Annotated in this window: 12 protein-coding genes; 1 reads left to right on the top strand and 11 read right to left on the bottom strand. The window is 35.8% G+C overall.

Annotated elements, in window-relative coordinates:
• Positions 1-86 precede the first annotated feature (86 nt).
• Positions 87-749 (top strand): MarC family NAAT transporter, encoded by a 663-nt coding sequence (locus A9G47_RS03145; RefSeq protein WP_065642144.1) that lies wholly within the window; start codon positions 87-89, stop codon positions 747-749.
• Between the two features lie 22 nt (positions 750-771).
• On the opposite strand, the gene A9G47_RS03140 is transcribed toward A9G47_RS03145, so the two are convergent.
• From A9G47_RS03140 to ptrA, 11 genes are all read right to left on the bottom strand, one after another.
• Complete coding sequence (locus A9G47_RS03140) at positions 772-1,464, bottom strand: DUF2461 domain-containing protein (RefSeq protein WP_065642143.1); 693 nt, start codon at positions 1,462-1,464, stop codon at positions 772-774.
• A gap of 3 nt (positions 1,465-1,467) precedes the next feature.
• The gene (kdsB, locus tag A9G47_RS03135) at positions 1,468-2,232 is read right to left on the bottom strand and encodes a 3-deoxy-manno-octulosonate cytidylyltransferase (RefSeq protein WP_065568010.1); all 765 of its coding nucleotides are present in this window, start codon (positions 2,230-2,232) and stop codon (positions 1,468-1,470) included.
• Positions 2,233-2,246: 14 nt separating this feature from the next.
• Positions 2,247-2,432 (bottom strand): Trm112 family protein, encoded by a 186-nt coding sequence (locus A9G47_RS03130; RefSeq protein WP_065568009.1) that lies wholly within the window; start codon positions 2,430-2,432, stop codon positions 2,247-2,249.
• A 3-nt stretch (positions 2,433-2,435) separates the two neighbouring features.
• Positions 2,436-3,443, bottom strand: coding sequence for a tetraacyldisaccharide 4'-kinase (gene lpxK / locus A9G47_RS03125; protein ID WP_065642142.1), 1,008 nt, complete (start codon positions 3,441-3,443; stop codon positions 2,436-2,438).
• A 101-nt stretch (positions 3,444-3,544) separates the two neighbouring features.
• The gene (locus A9G47_RS03120; RefSeq protein WP_065642141.1) at positions 3,545-5,851 is read right to left on the bottom strand and encodes a DNA internalization-related competence protein ComEC/Rec2; all 2,307 of its coding nucleotides are present in this window, start codon (positions 5,849-5,851) and stop codon (positions 3,545-3,547) included.
• A 333-nt stretch (positions 5,852-6,184) separates the two neighbouring features.
• Positions 6,185-6,475, bottom strand: coding sequence for an integration host factor subunit beta (gene ihfB, locus A9G47_RS03115; RefSeq protein ID WP_065568085.1), 291 nt, complete (start codon positions 6,473-6,475; stop codon positions 6,185-6,187).
• Between the two features lie 97 nt (positions 6,476-6,572).
• A complete protein-coding gene (rpsA, locus tag A9G47_RS03110; RefSeq protein WP_065568086.1) occupies positions 6,573-8,255 on the bottom strand; it encodes a 30S ribosomal protein S1 in 1,683 nt (560 codons plus the stop codon).
• Between the two features lie 111 nt (positions 8,256-8,366).
• Complete coding sequence (gene cmk / locus A9G47_RS03105) at positions 8,367-9,047, bottom strand: (d)CMP kinase (RefSeq protein WP_065568087.1); 681 nt, start codon at positions 9,045-9,047, stop codon at positions 8,367-8,369.
• Positions 9,048-9,051: 4 nt separating this feature from the next.
• Entirely contained in the window at positions 9,052-10,329 is a 1,278-nt protein-coding gene (aroA, locus tag A9G47_RS03100) for a 3-phosphoshikimate 1-carboxyvinyltransferase (RefSeq protein WP_065568088.1), read from the bottom strand.
• Between the two features lie 21 nt (positions 10,330-10,350).
• Complete coding sequence (locus A9G47_RS03095) at positions 10,351-11,223, bottom strand: helix-turn-helix domain-containing protein (protein WP_065642140.1); 873 nt, start codon at positions 11,221-11,223, stop codon at positions 10,351-10,353.
• 100 nt (positions 11,224-11,323) lie between these two features.
• Positions 11,324-14,221, bottom strand: a complete 2,898-nt coding sequence (ptrA, locus tag A9G47_RS03090) for a pitrilysin (protein ID WP_065642139.1) — start codon at positions 14,219-14,221, stop codon at positions 11,324-11,326.
• Positions 14,222-14,242: the final 21 nt, after the last annotated feature.

Here is a 14,242-nt window from a genome sequence, read left to right as displayed (position 1 = left end):
TTATTTTTAAATAACTTTATTTCGAGCATTTTTTATATATTTCAATTATACTTAGCTACAGTTTTTGTTAGATACCAAGCACATTTATGTTAGAACTTTTACAAACTGTCGGTTTTGGTTTAATTTTATTTATTCCATTAACTAATCCATTAACCACTGTGGTACTGTTGTTAGGTTTATCGGGCGATATGACCAATGAGGAGCGCAATTACCAATCGAAACTCACGTGTATTTATGTGTTTATGATTATGGTGGTATCGTTTTATTGCGGGCAACTGGTCATGAATACATTTGGTATATCAATTCCAGGATTACGCATTGCAGGCGGTATGATTGTTGGCGTTATTGGCTTTAGAATGTTATTTCCTCAGCAGCCTGCGCATAAAATGCTGGAGGCCGATGCCAAAAAGAAAGAAGTGTCAAATAATATTGCTTTTGTCCCGCTCGCCATGCCAAGCACCGCAGGACCAGGAACCATTGCCATGATAATCAGTATGTCATCAACAGTAAAAAGCGGTGGTTATGATGTTGCAACTTGGGTTATTTACTCTGCTTCAATATTAGTGCCTTTACTGCTATGTATTATTCTTTGGTTTTGTATGCGCAGCGCAGGTAGCATAATGCGTTTTATGGGGAAAAGTGGCATTGAAGCCACTACAAGAATCTTAGGATTTTTATTGGTTTGCGTTGGAACGCAATTTATTATCAATGGCGTTAAAGAATTAATATTAAACTTTCCTAATATCTAATATTAAAGCTCATGTTACAAAACTAAAATGCGGGTATGTTTTTAATTAACTCAACCCGCATTAAATAATCATAAAGCGGAACTAATTGCTTAAATCCTTTAACCAATTTTTGTGGTAAATCAGCATTTAATATATCTTCAATATGATTGCTTGTCACCATAACAGCAAGATTTTTACGGTTGTACCATGTCGCTATTTGGGTATCTTGTTCTTTGATTAACGGTCGTTTATAGCTCTCACCTACAAGTTCAAATGGTTTTTTAATACAACGTGTCATCGATAAAAACTTTTTAGTATCATGAAGAATTTCTTCTCGAAAAATATCCATCGTTTTTTTGGATGAGCAGTAATAGCCAAGTCCATATTGATAACTGCTTGGGCTGATTTCAAAAAAATAGGCTGGTGCTTCTTTCCAATCTCGATTAGGTCGTTTAAAGATCAACCATAATCGGCTACGATAAAGTGATTTGTCATTTGAAAAACGTGTATCTCGATGAATGCGTGAAATGGTTTTACCTATAGCGGGTTTAGTTTCAAACCATTCATCAATTTTGAGCATTTCGGGGGTTAACTGTTCCACCAATAGCCTAAACGGCCTAATTAAATCGTTATCATAAATCGCACGATGTTCTTCAAACCATGTTTTGCTATTGTTGATCCAAGCATCTTGTAAAAAATTAAGTCCAGCTGGTGTAAACCCCGTAAAGTTTGCCATTGCTTATTCCTTAAATAACGTTCTTACTTTTTCTAAATCTTCAAGCGTATCAACACCAATTGCAGGAGGCTGTTTTGCCACAGCAACATGAATTTTTTCGCCATACCAAAGCACTCTAAGTTGTTCTAACATCTCAATTTGTTCAAGTGAAGTTGGCATCCAATTAATATACTGGCGAATAAAACCTGCACGATAAGCATAAATACCAATATGACGAAGATAAAAATCACCAATACTGGATTGTTTTAATAGATCAGTCGATTTAGCAAAACGATCGCGTTCCCAAGGAATTGTAGCACGTGAAAAATAAAGCGCATAGCCATCTTTATCGGTCACAACTTTAACAGCACCAGTATCAAACGCTTCCTGAGCAGAATGGATCGGCACGGCTAACGTAGCCATTCCTGTTTTATATTGCACTAAATTCTCAGCTACTTGATCAATAACAATAGGCGGGATTAAAGGTTCATCGCCTTGCACATTGACAATAATTTCATCATCAGCAAACTGATAGCTATTTATCACCTCGGCCAACCGTTCAGTACCAGAGTTATGTTTATCGCTAGTAAGTATGACCTCACCACCGTACGCCTTGACTACATCAAAGACTTGCTGATGATCGGTTGCAATAATGACACGATTGGCTGATGATTTTTTTGCTTGTTCCATTACTCGTACAATCATAGGTTTACCATGAATATCCGCTAGTGGTTTAGCAGGTAGGCGGCTTGATGCGTATCTAGCGGGAATAATAACCGAAAAATTCATAATTAATACCTTATTTATTCTTGGTTAGGCTGTGGTCGGTTAAGCGGTTTAGCTTCACACTCAAGCAATACAGGAATGTTATCTTTGATTGAATAGATTAAATTATCAGCATAGCAGATTAACTGTTGATTATGGGCATCATATTGCAACTGACCATGGCATTTAGGACAAGCAAGTGCATTTAAAAGGGTTTCTTTCATATTTTATTCTCTTTGGGATTGTATCTTCGTTAATAGCAAACAGATTTGCTCAATAGCTGGCGTGGGTATCTGCGCATCAATAGGTAAGTACCACCAATTTTGTTGAGCAAACTGCCTGCATTTAACTGCATCTTTTTCTGTCATTAAAAGGGTTTGCTGACAACTTGCCACATCATTTAATAACGACAAAGTAAATTTTTGATGATCAGCAAAAGAAACGGTTTTAGTCACATTAGCTTGCATTTTTTCCAACATATCAAAAAAGCGTTTCGGATGGCTAATACCCGCAATAGCACAAATATTTTGCAAGGATGATAATGGCTTTTTTTCTTGAGTAAGCAAGTTCACTGCATATAATGGCGTTAATTGCATTGTATAGGTTTTATGGGCATATTTCGTTGCTAAATTATTTATGCTATCCCCATTTATGATAATTAAATCAACTGATTTTAAACGGTCTTCTCGCTCTCTCATTGGTCCTGCTGGCATCCACCATCCATTACCAAATAAGCGCTTTCCATCAACCACGGCGACTTCAATATCGCGCTCTAATGCATAATGTTGCAACCCATCATCTGTTAAAATAACATCTAATTGGTACTGGTTTAATAATGCTTGAACAGCTTGCGAACGATGTGGAGCCACCGCGACAGGCACATTAGTGCGTTGATAAATAAGTACAGGTTCGTCACCCGCTTGCGCCGTTGTGGTGGTATCATTCAATATAAGCGGATAGTTATCAGACTTACCACCATAACCCCGTGAAACAACGCCAACTTGTAATCCTTTTTGTTTTAGTGCTTCAATTAAACCAACAACCAGTGGTGTTTTACCATTGCCACCCACGGATAAATTGCCAACAACGATAATCGGGACTGGAGAGTGCCAAGACTTAAGCATGCCAACTCGATATAAAAAGCGACGAACAAATGCAATCAAACCATACAACAAGGCAAATGGTATGAATAACCAAAATAAACAATTTTTACCATACCATAGTTTTTCAATCATAACTTTAACATCACTCAATTACATTTAGTAAAATTGTTTTATATCTTAATATCGATATAACAATTATTAAAACGGCTATCTATAGCGAAAGATAATCTATTTTACTCATAAATTGGTAAACTACCAAACCAATCATGATACCAACGAGGAGTAATTTCTTTTCGCATGGTTTTTAAGCTCCATTTTTGTTTATCAAAAAACAGGCTTATTTGCCCTGACCTTGCGGTAATATAATGATTTAACTTTAGATCTTGATATTTTTTCATTACTTTATGAGATGGCAGTTTCCAAGGATTATAACGGGACGTTGATACCAACGAGACTACGGGGTTAACATGATTTAAAAATGCATAGCTTGATGAAGTGCTACTACCATGATGTGGAATTTGCAAAATGGTAGATGCCAACTGGTTTCGATATGTTGTGACTAATTGATACTCCTGATTTCGTTCTAAATCTCCAGTTAATAATACAGAAAATTGCCCATCAGTAACTTGTACCACACAGGAATCGTCATTTTGTGCATAACCAACCAACTTTTTCGGCCACAGCACATTAAATGTCAAATCATGCCAAATAATACGATTACCCGCTAAGCATGGATAAGTATTATTGTAATCAGAAGATGAACTCATTAACCATGCCTTTGGATAAACACGTTGAAGCATAGTCAAACCGCCTGCATGATCATTATGTTGATGACTGATGATAATACCTTCCACGTTCAAATTATGCCACTGTAGAAAAGGAATAATAACTCTTTCCACAGCCGAACTTTTATCCCATTTTGCACCTGTATCATATAAAATTGCTGATTTGCCATTATGAATAACCATAGCCAACCCATGCCCAACATCTAACATATCTAGCCGCCAACGATAGTTCTGATCTTTAAAAAATGGCAACAGTAACATCAGCAAAATTACCAGCAAAGTCATGCTAAATCGGCGCCAAACACCGGTGCGTATTATAACTATAATTATCCAACTGAAAAAACTTAATAAATAAAGGTCGGAAGGAATTTTAATCCATAACCAATTAAGCCAATCTAAACTTAAAAACAACCATTCCAAAGACTTATCAGCAATAAACCAAAACCATAATGCAATATAAAAACAGTCAACTGCGCTACATATTAACGCAATTAAAATAATTGGAAATGTAAATAGTGAAATAATGGGAATCGCAATTAAATTAGTTAAGATCGAGACGGCACTCACTCCTTGAAAGACAAAAAATTGAATAGGTAGCAATAATAAGGTTAACCCAAACTGCAAATGCAATAGCCTTATTACATACCAACGTTTTTTATACTTCATTATTTTAGGGAGTGGTAACCAGTCAAACCAAAAAATCAAGCTTATTACCGCATAGCAAGATAACCAAAAACTTTCAGATAAAATCATTAACGGATCAAATAACAATAATAACGCAATAATTCGATTGACTTTTTGCCATGCACTTATTTGTTTTTTTTTATAACGCAAATAAATCCAGATAGATAAAGCAAATATGGCGCGCAAAGCTGGCGGATTTAAGCCTGTTAACCATGCATAAAAAAATGCACATAACCAGCCTGCTATAATCGGAACGAAAAAATGCATAAAACGCTTTGGAATAAAAAACAAGCAAACTTTGATAAAAAAACAACTCATCCCAAAAACTATTAAGATATGCATACCCGATATTGCCATTAAATGGGCAATACCAGTTTGCATCATCACTGTACGATGTGAATTATCTAATTGGGAACGATCGCCAAAAGCAAGAGCAAGTAAAATGCCTTTATAACGAAACAAATTGATATAGGGTAATGCCGAATCAGTAATTGCTTGCTTTACATCAGATTCATCTAGCAATAATTCTGCATCAACTAATTTAGCTGATAATAAACTTCGATTGACAATAGAAAAACGTTGGCTATCAAATCCTCCCTCATTTAAGTAACCGTGTGCTACTTTAACTTTTAATGTTAATTGCCAAATTTGGCCAGATTTAGGAAGTGCTAACTTATCCCAATAAACTGTGATTGGAATATTATTAGGAAGCATATGGTCTGAAACAGAAAAAATAGAAAACGACAAATGATAAGGCTCATTTGTTGTTATTTGGCGTGTATTGATACTTACTGCTTTGGCTTTAACAATTAATATTTTGTCAATATAAGGCGTGATATTGGTTAAATATTGCTTAGAATAAGCAATAGACCATAAAAAACCTAAACAAAATATAATAAAAATAGATAGAAGCCAACGAAATTTATCTGAAGTCACTAACAACAAAATAACTAAGGTAACGGCAATAAAATACCACTGAAAATCAGAAAATAAATGTGGTAAAAATAGTAATGGTAGGCAACCTAATGAAAACATAATAGCCATTAAATCAAGGGAACAACATTGTCTCATTAGTGCCTACTATTGTTAGTCTAAACTAACAACTAGCCTATCACTTACTATTATAAAAAAATAAATGGTTTTGAAATTTTTGAGAAGCCTTCCAATTTGATCATTAAACCAGATACAATTTACTAAAAATTGTTAATAATCTTTCAAATTTTAAAAATTGCAAACAATTCATAATGATGAAAAACAAAATATGAGAAGATCTTAGTTAATCAATAGGAGTAAATGAATTTACTAAACTGATGAGTGTAATTAAATAACAGTAATGGCATTACTTAAAATAAAAAAGCCATTGATTTTACTCAAAGGCTTTTAGTTAAATATAGAATTTAGAGATTATGCTTTTGCAGCGTTGTTTACTCTTTCACGCAACTCTTTACCTGGTTTGAAATGAGGAATGTACTTATGTTTGACTTCAACATTACCGCCAGTTCTTGGATTTCTAGCTTTGCGTGGAGCTCGATAATTTAAACTAAAACTACCAAAGCCTCGAATTTCTACACGATCGTTACCTTCCATGGCTAAAGCGATCTGCTCGATGATATCTCTAACCGAATCGTCAACTAGTTGCACAGGAAGGTGTGTCCGCCAGTTTACAATTCGTTCTACTAAATCTGATCTGTTCATGATCACTCCTAATTTTTTATGTGGCATGGAATTTACCCATTCTATACCACAAAAGAAAAAGAGGGCAAGCCCTCTTTACTCTTTACATAAACATTTTTTACTCAGTTTTTGACGCAGCTTTGAATGCTTCAGCCATTGCATTAGTAAATGATGCATCTTCTTGAGTTGAAGAATTATTTACAGCCGCAAGTGCTTCTTTTTCGTCAGCTTCATCTTTTGCACGCACTGATAACGAAATTGCACGAGTTTTACGATCGATATTGATAATTTTAGCTTCAACTTCATCACCAACTTTTAATGCAGTTGTTGCATCTTCAATACGCTCACGAGCAATATCTTGTGCTTTTAAATAACCTTCAATACCATCTGCAATTTCAACGGTTGCGCCTTTAGCATCAACTGCAGTCACATTTCCTTTAACAATTGCACCTTTTTTGAAGTTAGAAGCAAAACTGCTAAATGGATCGTCTTCTAGTTGCTTAATACCTAAAGAGATACGCTCACGTTCTGCATCAACTTGTAGTACAACAGCTTCGATATCATCGCCTTTCTTATAAGCTTTAACGGCTTCTTCACCTGGCATATTCCAAGAAATATCAGAAAGATGAACTAAACCATCAATACCACCTTCTAAGCCGATGAAGATACCAAAATCAGTGATTGATTTGATCTTACCACTAACTTTATCGCCTTTGCTATGCGAATCAGCAAATTGTAACCATGGGTTTGGTTTACATTGTTTAAGGCCAAGAGAAATACGACGACGTTCTTCATCAATTTCAAGTACCACAACTTCAACTTCATCACCAAGGCTAACAACTTTAGAAGGATGAATGTTTTTGTTTGTCCAATCCATTTCAGAAACGTGTACTAAACCTTCAACACCAGTTTCAATTTCAACAAAGCAACCATAATCAGTTAAGTTGGTTACTTTACCTGTTACTTTAGTACCTTCTGGGTAACGTTTAGCGATTGAAACCCATGGATCTTCGCCTAATTGTTTTAAGCCAAGAGAAACACGTGAGCGGTCTTTATCAAATTTAAGTACTTTAACAAGTAATTCTTGTCCTACTTCAACCACTTCACTTGGGTGTTTAACACGTTTCCAAGCCATATCAGTGATATGAAGTAAACCGTCAACTCCACCAAGATCAACAAACGCACCGTAATCAGTAAGATTTTTGATAATACCTTTAACTTCTGAACCTTCTTGTAGATTTTCAAGAAGTTGTTCTCTTTCTGCGCTATTTTCAGATTCAATAACCGCACGACGTGATACAACAACGTTGTTGCGTTTTTGATCTAACTTAATAACTTTTAGTTCAATTTCTCTGTTTTCGATATGAGAAGTATCGCGTAATGGACGAACATCAACAAGTGAACCAGGAAGGAACGCACGTACGCCATTAAGATCAACCGTAAAGCCACCTTTAACTTTACCATTGATAACACCTAAAACTGTTGCAGCATCTTCAACTGCTTTTTCTAATACTAACCACGCTTCATGGCGTTTAGCTTTTTCACGAGATAAGATGGTTTCACCAAAGCCATCTTCAATTGAGTCAAGTACAACGTCAACAACGTCGCCAACTTGAACTTCTAATTCGCCTTGGGCATTTTTAAACTGCTCTACTGGGATTGCTGATTCAGATTTTAATCCAGCATCAACTAAAACAACATCTTTGTCGATTGCAACGACAGTACCACGGATCATATTACCAGAACGAGTGTCTAGCTGATTTAAAGACTCTTCAAAGAGTTGAGCAAAAGATTCAGTCATATTTATATACTTAAATTAATATTAACGTCCACATTACATCATGTCTTGTGGGGTTGTTTACGATACTCCACTCATCCATATAATGGAGCTTAGTTCACGCCGTAAGTTAGCTTACAGCGCAAGTTTTTCGTTTATATACGTAATAGATTGATTAAAAACATCTTGAATAGACAGTGATGTGGTATCAATTATTAGCGCATCAACAGCAGGTTTTAACGGCGCAATGGCTCGATTACGATCGCGTTCATCACGTGCAGTTATTTCCTGCAAAATGTTGGCAAATTTAGCATGATTCTGCTTATCTTGCAACTGTTTCATCCTTCTTTCTGCACGAGACTGGGCGCTTGCATCAAGAAAGATTTTGACTGGCGCATCAGCAAAAACAACCGTACCCATATCTCGACCATCAGCAATCAATCCTGGAGCCTGTCTAAAATCACGCTGACGTTGTAATAACGCAACTCTAACTTGATTAAGCGAAGCCACTTTTGATGCTGCCCCGCCTGTTTGCTCTGTGCGAATATTTTTAGACACATCAATCCCATTTAATCGCACTTTAACTTCAATATCACTTGTGTCAAAAGATAAAGGTAAATTTAATGCTAAGTTAGCTAACTGATTCTCATCATCTAGTGCAATATTTTTTTCCAACGCCGATAATGCCAGTACACGATAAATTGCCCCCGAGTCTAAAAGGTGCCAATTAAAATGATTCGCTAACGCTTGGCACAGTGTGCCCTTTCCTACTCCACTGGGTCCATCAACGGCTATAACTGGGATAGTGTTATTCATACTATTATTCACTTAATCTTTTAAATTGTTCAAAGTAATCTGGAAATGTTTTCATGGTGCATTTAGGATCCAAAATTGTCACAGGTGTATCGGATAGCGAAACAAGTGAAAAACACATGGCAATGCGGTGATCATTATAAGTTTCAATTTCAGCGTGGGCTAATTTTGCCGGTGGCTCAATAGTAATATAATCTCTACCCTCTTCAACCGTTGCTCCGACTTTACGTAATTCTGTTGCCATAGCGTATAAACGATCAGTTTCTTTAACTCGCCAATTATAAATATTACGAATAGTGGTTTTCCCTTTAGCGAATAAAGCGGTGGTTGCAATCGTCATTGCCGCATCAGGAATATGATTCATATCCATATCAATACCATTTAATTGACCATGCGAACATTCTATATAATCATCAGCCCAAGTCACTTTAGCACCCATTTTTTCTAAAACATGAGCGAATTGTGTATCTCCTTGTAAACTTTTTTTACCTATCCCTGTTACTCTTACAGTGCCACCTTTAATGGCGGCTGCGGCTAGAAAATAAGATGCAGAAGAAGCGTCGCCTTCAACCAAGTAATTTTTCGGGGATTGGTAACTTTGCTTCGCTTTAATCATGAAAGTTTGGTAGTTTTGATTAACCACTGTAACGCCAAATATCGCCATCATTTTTAAAGTAATATCGATATAAGGTTTAGATACCAAATCACCAATAATAGTTATCTCGGTATCTTGTTCAGCTAATGGCGCAGCCATTAATAGTGCTGTTAGAAATTGGCTTGATACAGAACCATCAACTTGAATTTTTCCTCCGATGAAACCACCATGAATATGTAACGGAGGGTAACCATCATTTTCAAGATAGTCAATTTTAGCCCCTCCTTGACGCAATGCATCCACTAAATGACCAATTGGGCGCTCTTTCATACGTGGCTCGCCAGTTAATACAATGTTATTGTGGCCAAGGCATAGCGCAGCTGCTAAAGGACGCATTGCTGTGCCTGCATTACCTAAAAATAGTTCTAATGCATGTGAAGAGCATAGTTTGCCGCCTACACCTTCAATATCACAAATAGTACGATCATGGGATAATTGATATTTCACACCGAGAGCCGTCAATGCATCAAGCATGTAACGAACATCGTCACTATCGAGTAAATTTGTTAAGCGAGTATCGCCTTGGCTCAAAGCGGATAGTAATAGTGCTCGATTAGAAACACTTTTTGATCCTGGCAAGTTAATGGTGCCATTAAATCTTTTTATGGGTTGTAATGTTAAGGATAACATAATGACTCTCTTTAATATTCTTTAAAATTTATCTAACGTTGCTTTTAGCAAATCAATGGCTTGTTGCTCTTTAGCGCTATTTTGCCATAGTTTATCAAATAATGAACGATAACGTTTAATTGCGTCAGGCGATGAGGTAATCGATGCAATGCCCGTTGTTACATTTGGTAACTCACCTAATCGAAATGGGCTAATTGCTAGCGAAATTGGAATCTCGCTTTGATAAAAAATTTGGAAAGCAATCGATGGAATTGCTTGTTGCGTAATTGCAATAGTTGGCACATAAGATTGTTGTTCTAATAGTTCAATTAAATGGTAAATCTCTTTGCGTGCCAACAACATTCTTTCAGATTTTTTACCCGGCGAAATGGTTAAATCGCCTACTAAGCCAAGGTGCAAAAACCGCTCTATATTCCGCAAACTAATCAAATTAATTACTTTAGGAACTGATTGGTAAAACTGTGTTTTACGATCTTTTAAAATTGATAAAATGACTGCGTATTTTTTCATCTCAGCCGATTCACTTGATTCTTCAAGCATCATGGCTAAATGAGATAGATAGTTTGGAGAAGTTAATAAAAAAGAAAATGGATCAAAATGGGAATAGATGTGGGTTGATTGCTCTTCTAGCTGACGCATTCGCTCAAAAAAACCTTCACCACTAGAGTAATATTCAGTATCTATACCAAGTAAACTGGCTAAAGAAGTATCCAACAATAGGGCTAAACGAGCTAATGTCTCAATTTTAACGATTTCGCCTTTTTCTAAACGATAAACCGCTGCTCTTGATATTTTCAGGCTTTGAGCTACATCTTCAGCTTTAAGCGAAGCAGCAATGCGATAAGCACGTAACCGCTGTCCTATAGCCAAATAATCGACTGTTCCATTCACCATAATTAACTCAAATTATTCGAATTTTGGCAGTGTATCATAAGGTAGTTACATTGCCAATTTTCTATAAAAATATTTCAGGTAATATATACATTTTAGTATATTATTTTAATAAAATATCTTGTAGTGCTGATGCATTTTCAAATTCAGTAAATTCTGAAATTGCACTAGGCTGTTTAACATCATCTGAACGCTTACCAAGCACTTGCGAAGCAAGCACTAAACCTTTTTGATTGATTATTGAATAACGATAAAAATCGATCAAATCTTGTTTATTGATGTTTTTTACCTTCGCTATTTTTTTACTGCGTGAATCAAAGGCAAAACGTGATAAACGATAATCTGGCATATAACGGCTTAATTCTTCATCCAATGTTTGAGGTGGCATTGTCAGCTCCTCAAGTATCGCCTTTTTGTATTGCTCAATATCATTTTCTGATAAAGCTTCTAACTTACTTAACATAATTGGGTAAAATTCTTGATAACGCTTAAGCAAATAAGCTGGATCATATTGATTACTTTGGATAATAAAACTCATCCCCGCAGAATCCCCAACCGTAATTGGTGTTGTAAATACAGCATAACCAAGTTGCTCATTAGTTCGCAACTGATCGAAGAACCATGGTGAGATTATTTTATAAAGTGTATAACTTAACATACTACTTGTAATACGATCATAATTCGTTGGGATATAGCTCATCATCAAGGCGTTATCAGTACTTTTAGCCTGCTGAGTAATTTGTGCCAATAAAGGTGATTTAATTTTGATGCTTTTCATTGGGGTAAATTCAGCTTTGCGTGCAAGCATTTTTTGAATAGCATGATAAAGATCTAATGAATTCTCATTAGATAAATTTCCCAAACTTAGCATATAAGGTACAGAATTAGTCATTAGATTATCACGATAAGCTAAAATATCATTAATACTCATATCTTCTGTGATTTGACGCCTGACACTTCGCTCATAATAATGAGGAACAGAAGATAATGCACTCACAGGATTAACAGCTAATTGGTAACTATTTGTATGTTCCGCTGCATCAAGTTTTTGCAAATACCATGACTTGGCTAAAGCTAAGCTTTGTTCATCAATCGTTATTTGGCGATAACTATTAAGTATCGCTAATATCATTTCAGGTAAGTGTTGATTAAAGCCACTAGCCGTAATCATCAAACCATCATCGCTACCCGTAGATAAGGCTATACCAGCAATACTTGCTTGAAATTGTAATTGCGCTAATTGACGGCTAACAATGTAATCGAGTAAATCAAACGCTACTTTGGATTTCGCATCAATAAAAGCTTCATTATTTCGTAACGAAACTACAATTTCAGCTTTCGGTTCTTGACGAAAATACTGACTAACGAAATGGAAATGGTTTCCACGCTTGCTGAATCCCGCTGGTTGTGATTGATTGCTGTTTTGGCTCAAAATCGTAAAATCATCTGGAATATAAGGGTTGAGTTCAGGCAAGCTAAACGAAAAACTTTTACTTAAATTTAGCCAATTTACTTTTTCTTCATTAGTAATATTATCAATTTTATACGGGGCATCAACAAAATAAGCGGTCTTATTCGTCAATTGATTAGGAGAAATAACCCAAACCCTTGCATTATTAACGGTGAAACTTTTTAAACGATTAACTACCGTTGTTTTGTCAAAATGCGTAGCAACATAATCAGAATTCAACACATTTTTAATAGGGTATAACAACATTTGATCAGACAGCCATTCCACATAAGACATATCACGTTCAACATTTTGATATTTAAACTCTAACGCTAGCACTTTTTGCATTTCTTTATAATAAGCGTCAGAAAGCCCTTCGTGTTGAATTAATTGTAAATAATTAAAAATAGCTGCAATAACCTTATCTTTTTGGGCAAGACCATCTTCTGTTAAATTAACGTAAATACTAAATAACCCACTATTGCCATATTTAATTGGATTACTTGACGCTTGAATGCTCTCAATCAAACCTTGCTTTTGAAGCTGATCAACTAATGTATTTTTGCTACGGTTACCAATTAAATAGCCAATATATTCATCACTCTTGTCAGCAAACTTAGCCACATTATTTTCAATGGGGAATTGCAATAATAACAATTTTTTGGGTTGCGCTGGTACCATCGTAATTTGTTTACCTAATGTCTCAGCGGTCAGCGCTTGCTTATCAATTTTAGGTGCATCAATATTTTTATTAACAATTTGACCAAAAGTGCTTTCTGCTAACTTTGCCAATTTATTAATAGACTGATTACTATAAATTACCCCTACCATAATGTTGGCAGAATAATAGCCTTGATGGAAATTAACTAAAGCATCTTGTAGTTTACTGCTTTCTTTGTCACTCAATGTCTGTAAATTACCGCCCGAAAATTGAGAAGCTGGGTGGTTTTGATTAATAGTTTCCGAATCAATTTGTCCAATACGAAAACCATCATTTGATCTCGCCATGGTCAGTTCTGCATTTACCGCATTACGTTCTTTATCGGCAAATTTAGGATCTAAATTTGGCTGAGCAATAGCATTAGCCAAATGGTCTAATGCTGTTTCAAATGCGCTATTTTCGACCTCAAAATAAAACGCAGTACGATGCGCAGCAGTGCTAGCATTATAACTACCAGCATGACGGCTTAAAAACTGCGAAAAACTCGCTGGTTCAGGGTATTTTTTCGATCCCATTAATACCATATGTTCAGTATAATGAGCTAAACCTTGCTGATCTTTGGGATCTTGCAACGAACCAACCGGTAATGCTAATGACGCCAACGATTTAACCGCTTTAGGATCTGAAACCAATAAAACGCGCATTTTATTCGCCAGTTCAATAACTTCATATTGACGCTTGTCACGCTCACTTTGTTGTACCTTTTCTAACAAAACTGGTTTAGCAAGCTTGTTTTCGATGGCAAAAGATGAATATGAAGTGGTAAGTAAAGCCCCAATAAATCCACTAATAATAAAATTAACTAATTTTCTTCTATTCTTATAAATCATAATTTCTGCTCGCTCAACTCA

This window comes from Gilliamella sp. WF3-4 (genome assembly GCF_001690275.1).
In the GTDB taxonomy this organism is placed as follows: Bacteria; Pseudomonadota; Gammaproteobacteria; order Enterobacterales; family Orbaceae; genus Gilliamella; species Gilliamella apicola_C.
Note: the sequence above shows the minus strand (reverse complement) of the source record. Positions and strands in the feature narration are given on the sequence as shown.

Excerpts from the sequence above, each read along its gene's own strand:
- A9G47_RS03095 (WP_065642140.1), bottom strand. The coding sequence starts at position 11,223 with ATGGTGAATGGAACAGTCGATTATTTGGCTATAGGACAGCGGTTACGT.
- A9G47_RS03145 (WP_065642144.1), top strand. The coding sequence starts at position 87 with ATGTTAGAACTTTTACAAACTGTCGGTTTTGGTTTAATTTTATTTATT.
- cmk (WP_065568087.1), bottom strand. The coding sequence starts at position 9,047 with ATGAATAACACTATCCCAGTTATAGCCGTTGATGGACCCAGTGGAGTA.
- aroA (WP_065568088.1), bottom strand. The coding sequence starts at position 10,329 with ATGTTATCCTTAACATTACAACCCATAAAAAGATTTAATGGCACCATT.
- A9G47_RS03120 (WP_065642141.1), bottom strand. The coding sequence starts at position 5,851 with ATGAGACAATGTTGTTCCCTTGATTTAATGGCTATTATGTTTTCATTA.
- A9G47_RS03130 (WP_065568009.1), bottom strand. The coding sequence starts at position 2,432 with ATGAAAGAAACCCTTTTAAATGCACTTGCTTGTCCTAAATGCCATGGT.
- kdsB (WP_065568010.1), bottom strand. The coding sequence starts at position 2,232 with ATGAATTTTTCGGTTATTATTCCCGCTAGATACGCATCAAGCCGCCTA.
- ihfB (WP_065568085.1), bottom strand. The coding sequence starts at position 6,475 with ATGAACAGATCAGATTTAGTAGAACGAATTGTAAACTGGCGGACACAC.
- ptrA (WP_065642139.1), bottom strand. The coding sequence starts at position 14,221 with ATGATTTATAAGAATAGAAGAAAATTAGTTAATTTTATTATTAGTGGA.
- lpxK (WP_065642142.1), bottom strand. The coding sequence starts at position 3,443 with ATGATTGAAAAACTATGGTATGGTAAAAATTGTTTATTTTGGTTATTC.
- rpsA (WP_065568086.1), bottom strand. The coding sequence starts at position 8,255 with ATGACTGAATCTTTTGCTCAACTCTTTGAAGAGTCTTTAAATCAGCTA.
- A9G47_RS03140 (WP_065642143.1), bottom strand. The coding sequence starts at position 1,464 with ATGGCAAACTTTACGGGGTTTACACCAGCTGGACTTAATTTTTTACAA.